Below are 17,430 nucleotides of genomic sequence, written 5' to 3' on the forward strand. Positions count from 1 at the left end.
TTATTCTTCTAATGTGGAGGTGTCTCCTAGTTCTAGTCCTTCTTCTTTGGCTCGGAGTATCCTCCTCATTATCTTACCACTCCTAGTTTTTGGGAGTTTATCAACTTGGACCATTTCTCCGATAACCGCTACTGGTCCTAGTTCGTGTCTTACATGTTTTTTAAGATCCCCTATCAATGCAGTGTTTAGATTATAGCCTTCTTTGAGTATGAGGAAGGCTTTGATAACCTCCCCCTTGATGGGGTCTGATTTCCCTATTACGGCTGCTTCAGCAACTGCTGGGTGGGATACAAAGGCTGATTCGACTTCTGCAGTCCCTACCCTGTGCCCTGCTATGTTTAACACGTCATCTGATCGTCCTTGTATCCATATGTATCCGTCTTCGTCCATGTGGGCCATGTCACCTGTTGTATACACGCCTCCTGGTATGTTTTCCCAGTAGGTTTCGATATAACGTTTCTCATCCTTGTAGAGGGTTCTTAGCATGGCGGGCCATGGTGTTTTGATTACGAGGTGGCCTCCTTTTCCTGGGGGTACTGGTTTTCCGTCTTTGTCAACGACTTCTGCTTCGATTCCTGGGAGTGGTTTGGTGACTGATCCTGGTTTTAGTGGTGTTACTGGCAGTGGCGATACTAGGTGCATTCCTGTTTCGGTCTGCCACCAGGTGTCCATTATTGGACATCTTTCTCTGCCGATGTTCTTGTAGTACCATATCCATGCTTCTGGGTTTATTGGTTCTCCAACGCTTCCTAATATTTTGAGGCTGGAAAGGTCGTATAGTCTGGGGTATTTGTCTCCGAATCTCATTAGGTGTCTTATTGCCGTGGGTGCTGTGTAGAATTTTGTTATTCCATGTTCTTCTATTATCCTCCACCATACTCCTGGGTCTGGATAGTCTGGGGCGCCTTCATATACTACTGTTGTTGTGCCTACGAGTAGTGGCCCGTATACGATGTAGCTGTGGCCTGTTATCCATCCTATGTCTGCTGTGCACCAGAATATGTCGTCGTCGTGTATGTCGAATACCATTTTTGTGGTGGTTGAAGTTCCTACCATGTAGCCTCCAGTGGTGTGGACTACGCCCTTAGGTTTGCCTGTTGTACCTGATGTGTAGAGTATGAATAGTGGGTCTTCGGCGTCCATTATCTCTGGTTCGCATTTGTCGTCTTCTCCTTCGATTATACTATCGAATAGGACTTCCTTCCCGCTTATGTCTGATAGTTCTATTGGTATTCCTGTGTGTTCTAGGATGACTGTTGTTTGGACTGTTGGGCAGCGTAGGACTGCTTCGTCAACTATTTTTTTAAGTTCGATGACCTTTCCTCTTCTGTAGGTTCCATCTGCTGTGACTATTATCTTGGCTTTTGCATCGTTTACTCTCTCTACTAGTGCTCCTACGCTGAGGCCTGAGTAAATTACTGTGTGGGGTGCTCCGATTTTTGCACAGGCTAACATTGTTATGACTGCTTCTGGGCACATTGGCATGTATAGTGCGACGACGTCTCCTTTTTTTATTCCTAGGCTTTTGAGTGCGTTGGCCATTTTGTTTACTTGGCGGTATAGTTCGTAGTATGTTAGTTTTTCTTCGTCTCCTCTTTCGTTTACGTAGAGTATTGCGACTTGGTTTCTTTTTGAGGTGTGTATCCAGCGGTCTACAGCGTTGTAGGTCATGTTTATTTTGCCGTTGGTGAACCATTTGTAGAATGGTTTGTTGCTGCCATCTAAGACTTTGTCCCATTTTTGGAACCATTCGAGTTCTTTGGCCTTTTCCGCCCAGTATTTTTCTATGTTTTTTCCTTTTTCTAACTCTGCCTCCCAGTTTTTTATGTGGGCTTCTTCCACGATTTTGTAGTTGGGTTTGAAGACCCTTTTTTCTTCTAGGAGAACAGTGGTATCCTCGGACATTTTTTTGCCACCATTTTGTTTTTTCATTGTTTTTTTAGGGTGCACCCACTATATAAACTTTACTGATTAATCATGATAAATATGATTTTTTAAAAAAATAATATTACATTGGTGGCATTCCACCCATACCCTCCATTCCACCTCCCTCAGATTCCTTCTTTGAAACTTCAAAACCCTTTGCGGCTATCATGTCATCGATTCTTAGTATCATCTCTGCTGCTTCTGCGGCTGATTGTATGGCCTGTCTTTTGACTCTGTGTGGTTCTAGCACTCCTGCCTCTTTCATGTCAACTACTTCACCCTTGAAAACATCTAAACCCATGTATGGTGACTCTTCATGGGCTGCTCTTAAATCTACGAGAGTGTCAATACTGTCAAGACCGGCATTCTCAGCCAAAGTCTTAGGAACAACCTCAAGAGCCTCTGCAAAAGCAGCAACAGCCAGCTGCTCCCTACCACTAATAGACTCACTATAATCCTTAAGTCTTTTAGCAATCTCAACCTCAGGAGCCCCACCACCAGCAACAACCTTCTCATCCTCAACAGTCGCTGAAACAACACCAATAGCATCTTCGATGGCTCTTTCCACTTCCTCAGCGACCTGTCTTGTACTGCCCCTTAGGATTATGGATAATGCCTTAGGATCCCTACAATCCTCTACAAAAGTTAAAAGCTCGTCAAAGATTTTCTTTTCATATACTACACCTGCTTCCCCAAGATCCTCCTCTGTAAGATCCTCGATGTTAGTTACGAGTCTAGCGCCGGTGGCCCTTTCAAGACGTTGCATGTCTGATTTTCTAACCCTTTTGAGGGCGTATATGCCTTCACGTGAAAGGTAATGGAGTGCAAGATCATCAATACCCTTCTGACAGAATAATACATTAGCCCCTGAATCTATGATCTTTTGGACCATTTCTTTTATCATTTGTTCTTCTTGTTCGATGAAGGCTTGCATCTGTGAGGGATCTGTTAACCGTATCTTCGCATCTGTTTCAAGTTCCTTAACCTCTATCGGATATTTTAAGAGTGCTATCTTGGCGTTTTCAACACGTTTTGGCATTGCATGGTCTGCTCTTCCCTTGTCAATTGCTATCCCATTGACTATCATGGAATCGTCAATTGATCCGCCGAGTATTCTATGGATGTTTATGTTGTCCTTGTCTATCTCACCATTATCTTCAACCTGGAGTATTGCATCTACGACCAACTCTGCTAATGATTCCCTTGCCTTTTCAGCTCCTTTTCCTGTCATTGCCGTCATGGCAACTTTTAGTAATGTGCCACGGTCCCTCGCATTTATTGCTATGGAGTCCAGGATTTCCTGGGCTTTTTTAGCTGCTTCCCTGTAGCCTTGCACTATTATTGTTGGATGCACACCCATTTCCAGGAGTTCTTCCGCCTTTTTGAGAAGTTCTCCAGTTATTATGACAGCTGTTGTTGTCCCGTCTCCTACTTCGTCTTCTTGGGTTTTGGCAACTTCTACCAGCATTTTAGCGGCTGGATGGGCTATGTCCATCTCCTTTAGGATTGTGACACCATCATTTGTCACTACTATATCCCCTAGGGAGTCTACGAGCATTTTATCCATTCCCTTAGGGCCTAGGGTTGTTCTAATGGTCTCTGCGAGTATCCTGCCTGCTATTATGTTCATCCTCTGGGCTTCTTTTCCCACATATCTTGTAGTTCCTTTTGGTAGTATTAGTATTGGTTGTGAACCAGTTAACTGTGCCATGTGATCACCTCAAAATATTTGCAATTATCCATGGGTTAGGGGTTCTATAAATATTTTACCCACCCGGTATGATTTTCGGTATGAATGTCTGGCAAAAATCGGGCCTTTTTCTTTTCATCTCCTCTACTATCTTATTGGTTATCTCCTTCTCAAGATCTTTTGTCTTCTCAGATTCAACAGCAAATGATTCACCATCCATATAAACCCTCAGGACCTCTCCACCCATAGACAATTCAAAGGATACCATCCTACCCTTTCCCATATCATCCATTATATTATCGAGTATGTGTTGGGAAAGCTTCAATAGCTTCCTCCCCTCAGGTTTATAAGTTTCTGTTGATGTTTCAATCTTATTTATCCTTAGGGGGGCGCAACCCTCCTCACGGATAGTCTTACGCACAGCCCAGAATAAACATGCCAACAACTTATCCTCCATTGGCAAATCTTCCCCTAAAACTATCTTCTCCATTCTAACACCTATAATGATCTTATATGAGAAGCTACCGACTTGCCCATATCATAACATTTAACCAAATCCTCTTGTGATGGCACATAATCCACTTCTATAGTGGCGAACACCTCAAATCCCGCCTTTGAAAGTTCCTGTTTGAGGTTGTTAACCGCACCACCACCCCAACCTTTAGAACCGAATACAACTGCAAGTCTCCTGAAACCGGTCCTGTCAAATGCAAGACCCCTCAGATAATATGTTAAGTCTCCAAGGCTTGGGAATGGCCCGTTAAAGATCGTGGGACTCCCAACAAATATGGCCTTACTTTCAAGTATATCCTTTACTATTTCACTTCTTTCATCCTCATGTAGAAAATACATGGAGACGTCTACTTCTTCACTCATAGCCCCCTCTGCGAGGGCATGCGCCAACCTTTGGGTGGAATAATGCATTGTATCATATATTATAGTGATCTTATCTTCACATCTTCCCGCAGCCCAATTCTTATATGCGTTTATGATCTTCTCGGGTCTGGTCCATATTTGTCCATGAGATGGTGCTATCATCTTTATCCTGTCAAGGAGTCCAAGATCTTCCACTTCTTTGAGTTTCCTCAACACCAGCGGTGATAATGGTGTTATAAGATTCGCATAGAATTTCCTGGCAGCATCCATTAGAATATAATCATCAATATCCTTGTCAAAGCGTCTATTGTAACATAGGTGTTGTCCGAAGGCGTCATTGGAGAAGAGCATACCATCCTCAGATAGGAATGTGAACATGCTATCAGGCCAGTGAAGCATAGGAGCCTCAAGGAACATGAGGTTTTTACCGCCAAGGTCTAGGCTGTCACCAGTCCTGACTATCTCTATCCTAGAATCCTCTAATGGCGGGTAATGCCTCTTTAATCCCTCTGCTGCTTTCCCTGTGCAGTAGATGGGTGCATTATATTTCTTCCAAACCTCCAGTAGCGACCCGCTATGATCCCTCTCAATATGATTTTGTATTATCACATCAATCTCGTCTCTTCCCTCTTTTCGAAGAGCGTCACTTATCCTTGCCATCATCTGCGCAGAAGTCCCAGGGTATGTGTTATCTATAAGGGCGACCCTATCCTCACCGAATATAAGGTACACATTATATGTTGTCCCCCTCAGGGTGTAACCATGGTAGCTTCTAATATCCCAGTCCAAGACCCCAACCCAATAAACATTATCCACAATTTTCACAGCATCAGCCTTCATATTAATACACCAATATTAGTATGATGGAACTTATATTAACTTGTAATGTTAACAGGAAGATGATTCATAAGAGATCTAGATCTGCACAAAAAAATAGAGAGAATGCGCCTACTTCTAATCTTGTACAATTTAGAAATCCCATAAACCCGATGCCACTGTCTTGGGCCAACATTGTAAGATTAACGATCCATAGGGTGGATGGTCTCCTCCATAATCTGTGGATATTAGCAAGTTTTCGCAGTGACCATCATTTATGAGATCTTCCCTCTATCGTAAAAACTATCGCAATAGGATAGTTGCTGAATTTATCCACGGGAACTCATGGGTTATAGTACACCTCCAATGCCCTCGGAGCATCATTCGGTTCCCTGGCGGGTGGACTTGACTCATGGGTTATAGTACACCTCCAATGCTAGGTGAATGTGCATTATCATTCGGATTCTCTGAGGAGACCCATACTATAATACGGTCTGGTTTTTCTAGGAATGGTCTGCTCAGATTCTTTAGTTCTGCGCACCCCTTTAATTTTATTTGGGTTTGTACTGCAATAATTTTTTCATTACCAAAATGTTTTTTTTTTTTTTTTTTTTTTTTTTTGGAGGGGATTGGTATGCTCCTGTTAAAATCCTCTCATTCTTCGATTTCATATTTGAATTCCCAGAATGGTTTTCCAGTGATTTGACCCTTTGAGAGGTGTTCCATTTCATGGGATACCCCATAGGCTCCGGATCCTTCAAACTTGACGGGTTCTTTTATCTTTTTAAGTTTTATCTTAAGGTCTAGGGGGTCTAGGCTGGCTTTTATAATATGATCGGCTTCTATCACAACCTTATATGGTCTTTTAACAAGTGCTCTTTCACCCTTCTCTCCACATTTTTCCAGCCTGTATACTGTCCCCTCTTCCTTGAGTATTCTTGGATTCAAGAAGAGGTATACTATTTCTATGGTGCGGCCAACCTTTTTATTCTCATCATATTTTGTGATTTTCTCCTTCACTGTCATGAACTTTTCAGAATTTTTCACAAAACTCCAATCCCCACCAAAACGTATGGAAAAAAGGAGGGGGATGAAAGCGTCAGGGGGGATTCCCAGCCTCTTTATAATCTTTTTTTCCTTTAGGGTGAACTTTAAAAGTTTTTTAAGTTGATGGTATTCCAAGTATATCATCCCATGGAAGAGACTATGGGGTGAGTTTAGTGTAGAAGTCGTCTATAGCCGCGTCAACAACTTCTATTATAGCCTTGTCGAGATCTTCGGGGGATTCATCCACTACAATAGGTATATTATCAGAGTATACCACGTCTAAGCCAGCGTCTAACGCTTCCTTTGTCGCGACGTCTACCGCCGCTGCCTTCAACTCTGTTAACATGACCTCGGCCTCATCTATATACTTTTCTATGTCCTTTTGGAGTAGTGGCCTGTTTGAAAGGTGGTTTGTCGTGCCGACTATATTGCAGTTGTATTTGTCCTCGATGTATGTTACAAGTGTATCCATTACGGATCTTGGGGCTGTTGTGGCGAATAATACACTCTTATCCTCTATATCCTGGAGTGGTTTGGGCCTGAATATTGTTGGTATCACCTTTGCATCAGGGTTTATCTCATTTATGAACTTCTCTATATCCTCTATTTTCTTTTTTGTGGCCATTGGCTCTTCGCACATGGTTAAAACGATCAGATCTGCTAGTTTGATCCTGAATGGTCCGAAGAATTTTGTGATGTTTATCATGGGCTGATTCGCGCCTACTATGACAATATGCCTGTCTGTTTTTACTGGTGGTATGGCCGCCCCACTCCCTTCCATGATAACGAAGTCCGCGTCCACTTCATTCGCGATTTCAGCGCCACGTTTAGCATTTGTTATGAAAACGTCACCCACCATACCCCCACCGCATCTCCTGCATCCTATGGTTAATATCCTGCTCATGAGCGCGTCCTCCCAATGGTCTGAGGCAGCGTGCACTCCCTTGTATGCCTGTTCTATCAGATACTCTGGTGTTATGCTTATTTTATCGCCGCGGACTATCTCTGGTTCCTCCGGGCCTCCGCGGCCCATGGCAACAACACATGGGTTATAATCTTTTTCATGGATTAAACGGGCAGCGTATGCGGATACTGCTGTTTTACCTATCCTTTTGCCTGTTCCGAGTATTTTAATTGATGGTTTTTCGAGGACCTCATATTCTGTCAGTGGCTGGAACTCAAAATCTGGGCCTCTGTAAATCGCACCCTCTTCCAATACTATGCTTGCTATGTTAAACCTTTTGGAGTAATCTAATACTGGTTCGTCACTTAAATCCATAACAACATCCGCATCATATTTCCTTATAATCTTTCTTATGAGATTATAGGGGATTTTATGCGGATCCTCACCAAAGTAGACCGGTTTTTCCATGATCTTAGCATATTCCTCTGGGGAGGATGTTTTAAGCTTCTCGGTACCCCCTATGAATACAAGAGCCCTAACATCTACATGTTCGATACAATCAAGGGTTTCAATTGCAGACTTTGTAACGGGGAGATAATGTTCACCGTCAACAAGACAAATAATATTCTCCATAGCTTTCATTCTTCGACACCTTCTGCTGGTTTTTAAGTAGATTGTTAATATTAAATATTTAATAATTTCTGAATCACGACTTTACATTAAAATGGGGGAAGGAAATTTATTTTTTATTTGAGTTAAAAGAAAATTATGACTTCCATTTTGTGGGATAACTCTGATCCTTCTAGTCAAGCGCCACCACAGAACGCCGAGGGTTGGCCTATTTTACTTCTATGTTAGCCTCCATCTTTGCAAGTTCCTTTTTTGATCTTTTAGCGAGCTCTGATAGGCCATTCACGATGTTTGGTGGGAGTGTGTCATTTCCCTGTTTTGCGAGTATTTCTGAAATGGCTGTTGAAAGTACAAAAATAGCATATTTATGTTCCGCCTTTGTCCGGTGGATGTGATGGGGGCTTATGTTAAGTGAAAAATACTTCTCACACTCTTTTTCTATGTCATAACCATTTTCAAGATATTTTAGGATATATACCAGAAATTGATGTAGTTGTATCACCTCATCCTTATACATGGGTACCAGCCTCGACTCCCTCCATATCAGAGTAGTCATGAAGATTATATAAACCTAATGTTAGGGAATCAAAAATAACCCACTGGTACACCAAAAACATACTATTAGGCCCCTCTATGAATTTTCTTTAATGTACCCTAGCTTATATATAATCTTCCTCTTTTATATACCTTGTGTAACTGGGAAAAATTATAATTCAATTTGAATTTAACCCCACATCATCAAAAAAAAAGTTCCCAGAAGATCCTCAACACAACCCCCCCACAAGACCAGAGAAACCAAACACACACCTTAAAACTCCACCCCCCAACTACCCACCAAGATTCCATGTCCAAAAAACTTACCACCCCCATACAATAACATAAGCCTGAGGCGACAATGAATAGGCCTATGTGAAGTGCCCCTTCCCAGAGGATATCAATGATGAACACATCTACTAAATATCACCAGTAACAGATGGGTGAAAGATCATGAAAAAAACTCGCGGGTAGCACCATTGTTCGTTTTCATTGTAAAATTATAGATAGCCCAACGTAGGCTAAATACAAAATTTCACCCCCGCAATTTTAATAATAGCATTCACAATTGGAGTATGGTTTCCTCCCAGCTTCCCCACCCAAAACCAGCCACACATTCCCCCCACAACATTTACAATAGGAATGTTCCTTACAAGACTGAAGATTCTTACTAGCCCCCACACACTTGTAAATGCTATCGCATTCCTCTCAAAACACAAACGTCAAGATGGAAAGCACAAATAATGTTACACATGAAAAGATACTCAATTCTAAGCGGTCTCATTTCACCCGTGTGGTTTTCCGCAAGTCCACCATCCCCACGCCCAAGTTGAAGTAACAGCCATTTGAAATCTACAAAAACACTACCACCTAGGATAATAAACCCACCTATGGTATCCCATGATCAGCCCCCCACAGGTTGACCTCCCAACCCACCATAGGAGCCTGTAACATAACAGATAGTCTCCCCCGCCAAGGATAATCTCCTAGGAAATGGTTAAGATCGACCTCCTAAAACCCCATGGGTATTTAAATTAACATCTAATAAAATTAATCTTTGTGATAGTATGCAGATCATAGAATTCGAAGCCCACATGATCGAAGAACTTGTGAAAAGATCCTCACCAAATATCGATAACGTGACAGAACCCGTTAAGACCATAATTGAAGAGGTTAGAAAAGACGGTGACAAAGCCCTCAGGAAATTCACAAAGAAATTCGATGGCGCCGAAATCGAGGAATTCAAAGTTACAAGAAATGAAATAGAAGAAAGCTATAAGCATATAGATAAAAAGGTGAAAAATGCATTGAATATGGCGGCTGCAAACATCAAAGAATTTCACAGACTACAACTCCCAAGCCAATGGCTAAAGAAGATAAACAGGGGTATAATCGGGGGTCAAATTATAAGAGCAATTGGAAGTGTAGGCTGCTACATACCCGGAGGAAGGGCAGTTTATCCTTCCACCGCCCTCATGACAATAATACCCGCCAAGATCGCTGGCGTCAAAAGGATAATCTGCTGCACCCCACCAAACAAAGACGGAACCGTGAATGAAGCCACAATAGTAGCAGCTGACATGGCCGGAGCAGATGAAATATACAAGGTTGGGGGAGTTCAGGCCATAGCTGCCATGGCCTATGGAACCGAAACCATAGACCCCGTTGATAAGATCGTCGGACCCGGGAACATATTCGTGGCAGCGGCTAAAAAGTTGGTATATGGGGATGTGGATATCGATTTTATCGCAGGCCCATCAGAAGTTCTAATAATAGCCGATGAAGGGGCTAACCCAGAGTATATAGCAGTTGAGATGATAGCCCAAGCCGAACATGACCCTGATGCAGCCTCAGTACTTGTAACACCATCAAGAAGTCTCGGAGAGAAAGTTTATAATATCCTAGAGGAGAAGGTTAAATATGCTAAAAGGGGTGAGATCATAAGAAAGTCCCTCGAAGATTATGGTAAGATAATCATCGTAAAAGATCTTAAGGAGGCTGTTTATTTCAGCAATGAATATGCCCCCGAGCACCTTATAATAATGACCAAGGACCCTGAGATTCTATTAGATGAGATTGAAAATGCCGGGTCCATATTCCTTGGAGAGTTAACACCAGTCTCTGCAGGAGACTATGGTTCAGGGACTAATCACGTACTACCCACCAGCGGATGTGCAAAGATGTACTCAGGATTATCAACAGAATCCTTCCTGAAAAAACCCACAGTACAAATATTATCAGAAGATGGTCTCAAAACCCTCAAAGATATTGTAATCCCACTCGCAGAATATGAAGGACTCTACGCACACGCAGAATCATTTAAAAAGAGACTTATGAGGTGACAACCATGCTAGGTAAGACCAGGAGAACCCATTATTCAAATGAGATCACACCATCACTTGACGGATCCCATACAATCCTCATGGGTTGGGTGTACGAAATACGAGACCTTGGAGGGATAATATTCATACTCCTCAGGGACAGACATGGTATAATACAGGTAACCGCCCCAAGTAAAAAAACATCAAAAGAACTATTCAAAAAATTAAGAAAACTCAAAAAAGAATATGTTATAGAAGTCCAAGGGACGGTTCAAAAGTCCCCCAAAGCCCCAAGAAGCGTTGAAATAATACCCTCCAATGTGAAAGTCCTGGCCAAATCACAACAACCATTACCACTCGACCCCACAGGGAAGGTTAAAGCCGAAATTGACACAAGACTAGACTCAAGGTTCCTAGACCTTAGAAGACCCGAAATAAGCGCAATATTCAAGATAAAAAGTAGAATGCTGCATTCAGTGAGGGTTTTCCTCGAAAAGGAGGGTTTTATCGAGATAAACACTCCCAAGTTGGTTGCATCAGCAACCGAAGGCGGGACAGAACTCTTCCCCATAACCTACTTCGAAAGGGAAGCCTTCCTAGGCCAAAGCCCACAACTCTACAAACAGATGATGATGGCAAGCGGCCTCGACAAAGTCTATGAGATAGCACCCATATTCAGGGCAGAAGAACACGACACCCTCAGGCACCTAAACGAGGTCATATCCATTGACATAGAAGCAGCCTTCATGAACCACGAAGACGTCATGAAAATACTCGAAAAACTCATCGTAAAAGTCATAAAGGACATCAAAGAACACTGCAAAGAAGAACTCGAAACCCTAGGCAGAGAACTCGAAACCCCAAAACTGCCCTTCGAAAGACTAGAATATGACGAAGTCGTGGAGATAGTCAAATCACAAGGAGTCCACCTCAGACATGGAGAAGACCTCTCAAGGGCCGCTGAAAAAGCCCTAGGCGAGATAATGCCCGGCTATTATTTCATAAAATCCTGGCCAACGAATATAAAACCATTCTATGTAATGCCAAGGGAGGATGACCCAAGCAAAAGCTACGCCTTCGACCTCATGTACAAGGACCTTGAAGTATCCTCCGGTGCCATGAGGGTCCATGAACACGACCTCCTAGTTGAAAAGATTAAAAAACAGGGACTAAATCCCAGATCATTTGAAAGTTACCTTTCAGCCTTCAAATATGGGATGCCACCACATGCAGGTTGGGGTCTTGGAGCTGAAAGATTCACCATGGCACTCCTAGAAATCAAAAATATCAGGGAAACAGTACTATTCCCAAGGGACAGGAGAAGATTAACCCCATAAAGTGATTTGATGATGGGCGCCTCCACAAAAAAAGGAAAAAAGATCGCGGAAAAGAGTAGGAGGATAGTGAAAAAGCTTATAAAAGATAAGATAGAAGGGTTACCCCCAGAAGAAGTCGAGATCATAGAGAGGATAGTTCATTCCACAGCCGACCCAGAATATGCTGATATCACTAGGATGAGCCAAGAATTCATACCCACAACCATAAATGCCCTAGGGGACCTTAAGGATATACTAGTAGATGTTGAAATGGTGAAAGCAGGAATATCCTATGATGGGGACATAAAATGTTATATAAACCATCCAACTGTTATAAAGATGGCGAAGGATAAAAACATGACCAGGGCAGCTGCTGCAATGGAATACGCAGCCTCAAAAGACTTCAGCGGAATCGTAGTGGTGGGTAACGCGCCAACCGCACTCTCAAAGGTGATAAAATTAACAGAAGCAGGGATGGATGTTAAATCTATAATAGGAGTGCCTGTTGGTTTTGTAGCTGCTGCTGAATCCAAAAAACTCCTCACAAAAACAAACATACCATACCTTATAACCTCCGGTCCAAAGGGTGGGACGCCAGTTGCAGTGGCAGCCACAAACGCCCTAATAAACCTCACAAAAAAATGGAGAGGAGGAATAAGATGATATCAGATGACCTGTTTAAAGAAGCATTGAAAGTTTTACCTGGTGGTGTGAGCTCCCCGGTAAGAAAGTTTGAACCACACCCTTTCTTCGCCAAAAAAGGTGAAGGTTGCATCCTCTATGACGTGGACGGTAACCGTTACATAGATTACTGTCTAGCCTATGGTCCCCTCATCCTCGGTCACGCCCCAGAGAAGATTACAAGTGCAGTCTGTGAACAAATTAAAAAGGGTAGTGCCTATGGCACGCCAACAAAGGCAGAATTAGAACTTGCAAAACTTGTCATAGAAAGAGTACCATCAGCTGAGATGATAAGGTTTGTGAATTCGGGTACAGAGGCTACAATGGCCGCGATAAGACTTGCAAGGGCATTCACAGGGAAGGATAAAATACTCAAATTTGAGGGCGCATATCATGGCGCCCATGATTATGTTCTGGTAAAACCAGGATCGGGCGCGGCAGCAGCCCCCGATTCACCAGGCATACCCCAAGATACAACAAGAAACACTATATCAGCGCCTTTCAATGATGAAGAAGCAGTTGCAAGTATAATAGAAGAGGATGACAATATCGCGGCAATACTAGTAGAGCCTGTGATGGCTAATATAGGCTGTATAGAACCAGAGGACGGCTACCTAAAATTCCTGAGGAAAATAACAAGTGAAAATGGTATACTCTTAATATTTGACGAGGTTATCACCGGTTTCAGAATAGCCCCTGGGGGTGCCCAAGAATACTATAATATAACAGCAGACCTTGTAACCTATGGGAAAATCATAGGAGGAGGATTCCCCATGGGCGCCCTAGCAGGTCCCAGAAGACTAATGGAACATATATCACCCGCAGGTGATGTTTACCAAGCCGGCACATTCAACGGCAATCCTGTATCAGTAACCGCTGGCATAACAACCCTCAAGGAATTAACAGATGATCTTTACAAGGAACTTAACAAAAAAGGGGAAATAATAAGAAAGGGCATAAAGGATATCCTAGAGGACAATAATCTAGAATTTTACCTGGCAGGATTATCCTCAATGTTCCAAATCTACTTCACCCAAGAGAAGGTTAAAGATTATACCAGCGCCAAGACAGCTAATTTGGAGATATTCAAAAAGTACTTCCATAGCCTACTCAAAGGTGGGGTGTTTGTGCCACCATCACAATTCGAATGTTGTTTTATCTCAGCAGCTCACAGAAAAGAAGATCTTAACATGACACTAGAGGTGGTGGAGGAATCCATTAAAAGAGCCGTCAAACAATCCCCCAGGTGACTTTGCAATGTATATTTAAGTTTTTCAAATCCTATGTATGTTAAAAATTCCACAAGGGCAGTTTTTGGGATTATGATGATATTACCCTGGGCACTTTGCCGGACAACCTCATCTACTATGCTTACATATTTATTCCTGTCCCTTGCAGAGTCTATTATGGCTTTCATGAGGGACTTCACAGCATCCCCACGGGTGTATCCGGCCTTCTGCTCCTCTCTTAGGAATTCTATTGAGTTGCCTGAGACGTAACCTTCCCCCTCCACATATACCGGTCCTATCCTCGCCAAGATCGCGTCAACAGCTTCTGGTGTTACTATAACTACAATATCTGTTTTCTCACCAGTATTATATTCTACTATTTCTTGGGCGAGCTTCGCCCCCTTCTCGGTGTCCTTTTCCCAGAGAGCATCATGAAGATACCATCTTTCAACACCTATAGCTTTTAGGGATGGTGGTGGTGTTGCCGTGGGATGGGCCATCTGCCCCGGATAGACAGACTTTATACCTGTTATATTACCATTATCCAAGGTTATGATGAACGCCATGTCAACTGCTCCTATCCCCGGTCTCGGCTCGCTCGGATCAGCGCATAAAAGCAACACCTTTTTTTCTCCTACCATCACGTTCTGAGAATTCTTAATATACATGCAAGATAGGAAGATAATAACTGAGAGAGCTACTACGAATATTATAATGGTCCTTCTTTCCATGGATACTCTGTTATCACACTTCCATTATATATATGAGGTTGATGCGATCACCGTCTGATTACCCCCATCTTGAACTTCCACCCTTTCATTGGTTGGCTTTTGTGTGGGGGCTCCCACCTCCCCGAGTCTCTTAGGTTCCGTCTCAGGAGATGATCTGAGCACTTCAGTGTGGGGGGGTCTTGCGTCCATTCGATTCTCCCCCCACACGGAGTAGGGTGCGTGTGGAGAATATTTTATAAAACAGCCAAAAAAAGGGGTGTGTGGAACAAAAAAAAAAAAAAAAAAAAAATAATGGGATTTAGTGGAATCCAAAAATCTCCCCACATATTGGGGGAATGAAAAGATAATGGGGGTGGTTTCCCTGCTGAAAATGGACTACCCCCTTGATGGGGGTTTTCTGCTTCAAATGATGAGAGCTTGTGTGAACATGGGGCTAGTTCCCCCTAGAGGGTTTTCCTCATGGCCTGGAGCGTGTCCCCAGCCCCGGTTTTGAATGGTCAGTTATGAACCTGGATTATCTGCCAGTTTTCCCAGACCCTGGGGGGACAAGATAAGTGAAGATTATAATCGAACACTCCAGTTATAAGGTTTTCCGCTCACATCCCCCCATTAGATGGGGAACCTCCCCAATGATAAAATTAAAATGATCAGAAGAACGATCATAGTGGCTATGAAAAATAATATGGGTAGATAGTTAGTGTCCTTATGGGTTTTGATTGCCTCTCTTTTATCCTGGATGGTGGAGATAAAATCTTGGGCATCATCATAGTCCTTTTTGAGCAAACTTTCAAGTGTTTCTTTGTTACTGGTAAGTCCGGTGTGGGTTATCTCATAGGGTCCTTGTGTGGTTTCACTCTCGTTGATAATTTCAGAGGATATTCTGTTGATGGTTTCATCAACTTTGGGAGGTCTTTCTGTGTAGGCTTCTTCTATGGAATCATAATATTGGAGTGAACCTCCACATTGACATGAGACAAAATCAGCGGGGCTTTCACCTTCCTTCAACTTGTAGTAGCCTCCACATTCGCTACAGACGAGATAACCCTTGGAGTCGGATTTTCCAGCCTTTGACAACTGGAACCCCCCAATAAACACCCCAGATTAAAGTATTAATCATGCTCCTATATCCTACCATTTTAATAAAAGGAGCATCTAAGATTATCTTATATTATTTATAGATAAACCTTTCGTATAGGCCATTGAGAAACCTCCTATAATGGAAGATGCGAATAAAATCTTGTTGAGGGGCCCCGATATGGTGGTTATAGTAGTAGGAGTTGGTGAAAACAAAAATGTTGAGAAAGCAGCGAATAATATGGACTTTGAAGTTCTTTTATCCTATTCTGAGGAAGAATTTATCAAGATGATCCATAAGGGCCTTGGAGACGCATATATGAGGGGTTCATTAAATTCAGCGCCTATAATAAAAGAACTGCGGAAAATTGGGGATCCTAAAAGGGCATCATTTATAAAATTAGATGATCACAGTTTTTTCCTCGCCCCTGTTGGTATAGATGAGGGATTCACAATAGACGACAAGATAAAGATAATAGACTACTGTTCCAAATTCATGGAAAAAATAGGCATCAAAGCTACAATAGCAGTTATTTCAGGTGGCAGACCCCAGGATATTGGAAGAGCGCCCGAAATCGACAAATCCATCAAAGAAGCCAAAAAATTAACATCAATGATAAAAGATAAATATAATATAAAACACTATTATATCCTGATAGAAGATGCTATAAAGGATGGACGTAATCTGATTCTAGCCCCAGATGGTATAACCGGTAACCTGATATTCAGGAGCCTCGTGTTAATCGGATCAGCTAAGAGTCATGGGGCTATAACCCTTGGAATAGACCCTATTTTTATAGACACTTCCAGGGCCCAGACTGTCGAGGGCTATGAAAGAGCGTTAAAATTCGCATATAAACTTGCTAACATGAGGGAGGATGTGGATGAAACTCCTAAAACCAATCTATAAACTCTACGAATGGTACATTCTAAAAGACTTGAAAAAGGAGAAAATGCCAAGGCACGTAGCCATAATAATGGATGGCAACAGACGCTACTCAAGATTACAAGGTAGCAAAGATCCTATACAAGGCCACAAAAGAGGTATTAAAACCCTTGAAAAAGTACTAGATTGGTGTATAGACCTTGGAATAGAGATCGTCACAGTGTACGCGTTCTCCACCGAGAACTTCAAACGTCCCAAAAGGGAAGTAGAAGGCCTTATGAGATTATTCGAAGAAAACTTTAAAAAAGTTGCCAAAACTGAGAAGATCCATAAAAATCGTGTGAAAATCAAAGCAGTCGGCAACCTTGACCTCTTACCCGAGAACGTGAAAGAAGCCATTAGAATAGCCGAAAAAGCCACAGAAGAATATGATGATAGAATCCTTAATATTGCCATAGGCTACGATGGGCGACTAGAAATAGTCGAAGCCACACGTAAGATAGCCCAGATGGTTAAAGAGGGAAAACTCGACCCAGAGGATATCGATGAGGAGACCATAAATGATAACCTTTATACCGCAGGTTTAGAGGACCCCCACCTCATCATAAGGACAAGTGGAGAGGAAAGATTGAGCGGATTCCTACTCTGGCAATCATCCTACTCCGAATTATACTTCTGTGACAGTCTATGGCCAGAATTTAGGAAAGTGGACTTTTTAAGGGCTCTAAGATCATACCAGGAACGTGAGAGGAGATTCGGCACCTAATGG

General features: G+C 42.5%; 16 protein-coding genes. 6 read left to right on the forward strand and 10 right to left on the reverse strand.

The genetic code is table 11. From position 1 onward, the window contains the following. From acs to MTTB_RS04445, 7 genes are all read right to left on the reverse strand, one after another. Positions 1-1,905 (reverse strand): acetate--CoA ligase, encoded by a 1,905-nt coding sequence (gene acs / locus MTTB_RS04415; RefSeq protein ID WP_248563832.1) that lies wholly within the window; start codon positions 1,903-1,905, stop codon positions 1-3. A 103-nt stretch (positions 1,906-2,008) separates the two neighbouring features. After that, complete coding sequence (gene thsA, locus MTTB_RS04420; protein ID WP_248563833.1) at positions 2,009-3,637, reverse strand: thermosome subunit alpha; 1,629 nt, start codon at positions 3,635-3,637, stop codon at positions 2,009-2,011. A 55-nt stretch (positions 3,638-3,692) separates the two neighbouring features. Next, positions 3,693-4,106, reverse strand: coding sequence for a hypothetical protein (locus MTTB_RS04425; RefSeq protein ID WP_248563834.1), 414 nt, complete (start codon positions 4,104-4,106; stop codon positions 3,693-3,695). Positions 4,107-4,114: 8 nt separating this feature from the next. Continuing rightward, positions 4,115-5,332 (reverse strand): FprA family A-type flavoprotein, encoded by a 1,218-nt coding sequence (locus MTTB_RS04430; protein ID WP_248563835.1) that lies wholly within the window; start codon positions 5,330-5,332, stop codon positions 4,115-4,117. Between the two features lie 630 nt (positions 5,333-5,962). Continuing rightward, entirely contained in the window at positions 5,963-6,499 is a 537-nt protein-coding gene (locus MTTB_RS04435) for a putative ATP-dependent zinc protease (protein ID WP_345893991.1), read from the reverse strand. Between the two features lie 13 nt (positions 6,500-6,512). Next, complete coding sequence (locus MTTB_RS04440) at positions 6,513-7,901, reverse strand: 2,3-diphosphoglycerate synthetase (RefSeq protein ID WP_248563837.1); 1,389 nt, start codon at positions 7,899-7,901, stop codon at positions 6,513-6,515. 196 nt (positions 7,902-8,097) lie between these two features. Continuing rightward, a complete protein-coding gene (locus MTTB_RS04445) occupies positions 8,098-8,406 on the reverse strand; it encodes a UPF0058 family protein (RefSeq protein ID WP_248563838.1) in 309 nt (102 codons plus the stop codon). Between the two features lie 1,084 nt (positions 8,407-9,490). Here MTTB_RS04445 and hisD point away from each other — a divergent pair. Genes hisD through hemL form a run of 4 tightly spaced genes read left to right on the forward strand, consistent with a single transcriptional unit; the run spans position 9,491 to position 13,991 of the window. Then, on the forward strand, positions 9,491-10,765 hold the full coding sequence (gene hisD / locus MTTB_RS04450; protein WP_248563839.1) for a histidinol dehydrogenase: 1,275 nt from the start codon (positions 9,491-9,493) through the stop codon (positions 10,763-10,765). After that, on the forward strand, positions 10,762-12,081 hold the full coding sequence (gene aspS, locus MTTB_RS04455; RefSeq protein WP_248563840.1) for an aspartate--tRNA(Asn) ligase: 1,320 nt from the start codon (positions 10,762-10,764) through the stop codon (positions 12,079-12,081). Before hisD ends, aspS begins: the two co-directional genes overlap by 4 nt. A 9-nt stretch (positions 12,082-12,090) precedes the next feature. After that, a complete protein-coding gene (locus MTTB_RS04460; protein WP_248563841.1) occupies positions 12,091-12,723 on the forward strand; it encodes a cobalt-precorrin-8 methylmutase in 633 nt (210 codons plus the stop codon). Continuing rightward, positions 12,720-13,991: a glutamate-1-semialdehyde 2,1-aminomutase gene (gene hemL, locus MTTB_RS04465; RefSeq protein WP_248563842.1), complete on the forward strand. Its 1,272-nt coding sequence runs from the start codon at positions 12,720-12,722 to the stop codon at positions 13,989-13,991. The genes MTTB_RS04460 and hemL overlap by 4 nt, the downstream gene beginning before the upstream one ends. Here the strand turns inward: hemL and MTTB_RS04470 are convergent. The 3 genes from MTTB_RS04470 to MTTB_RS04480 form a co-directional block, all read right to left on the reverse strand. Further along, a complete protein-coding gene (locus tag MTTB_RS04470) occupies positions 13,910-14,701 on the reverse strand; it encodes a DUF4012 domain-containing protein (RefSeq protein WP_248563843.1) in 792 nt (263 codons plus the stop codon). The two genes, hemL and MTTB_RS04470, sit on opposite strands and share 82 nt — an antisense overlap. 24 nt (positions 14,702-14,725) lie before the next feature. Continuing rightward, positions 14,726-14,890, reverse strand: coding sequence for a hypothetical protein (locus tag MTTB_RS04475; protein ID WP_248563844.1), 165 nt, complete (start codon positions 14,888-14,890; stop codon positions 14,726-14,728). Positions 14,891-15,310: 420 nt separating this feature from the next. Continuing rightward, entirely contained in the window at positions 15,311-15,775 is a 465-nt protein-coding gene (locus MTTB_RS04480; protein ID WP_248563845.1) for a hypothetical protein, read from the reverse strand. Positions 15,776-15,956: 181 nt separating this feature from the next. Between MTTB_RS04480 and mtxX the strand changes: the two genes are divergently transcribed. Together mtxX and uppS are read left to right on the forward strand one after the other, a co-directional pair. Continuing rightward, positions 15,957-16,685 (forward strand): methanogenesis marker protein Mmp4/MtxX, encoded by a 729-nt coding sequence (mtxX, locus tag MTTB_RS04485; RefSeq protein ID WP_248563846.1) that lies wholly within the window; start codon positions 15,957-15,959, stop codon positions 16,683-16,685. After that, complete coding sequence (uppS, locus tag MTTB_RS04490) at positions 16,660-17,427, forward strand: polyprenyl diphosphate synthase (RefSeq protein WP_248563847.1); 768 nt, start codon at positions 16,660-16,662, stop codon at positions 17,425-17,427. The genes mtxX and uppS overlap by 26 nt, the downstream gene beginning before the upstream one ends. The last annotated feature ends 3 nt before the right edge of the window (positions 17,428-17,430 follow it).

It is taken from the genome of Methanothermobacter tenebrarum, from assembly GCF_023167465.1.
Lineage (GTDB): Archaea > Methanobacteriota > Methanobacteria > Methanobacteriales > DSM-23052 > Methanothermobacter_A > Methanothermobacter_A tenebrarum.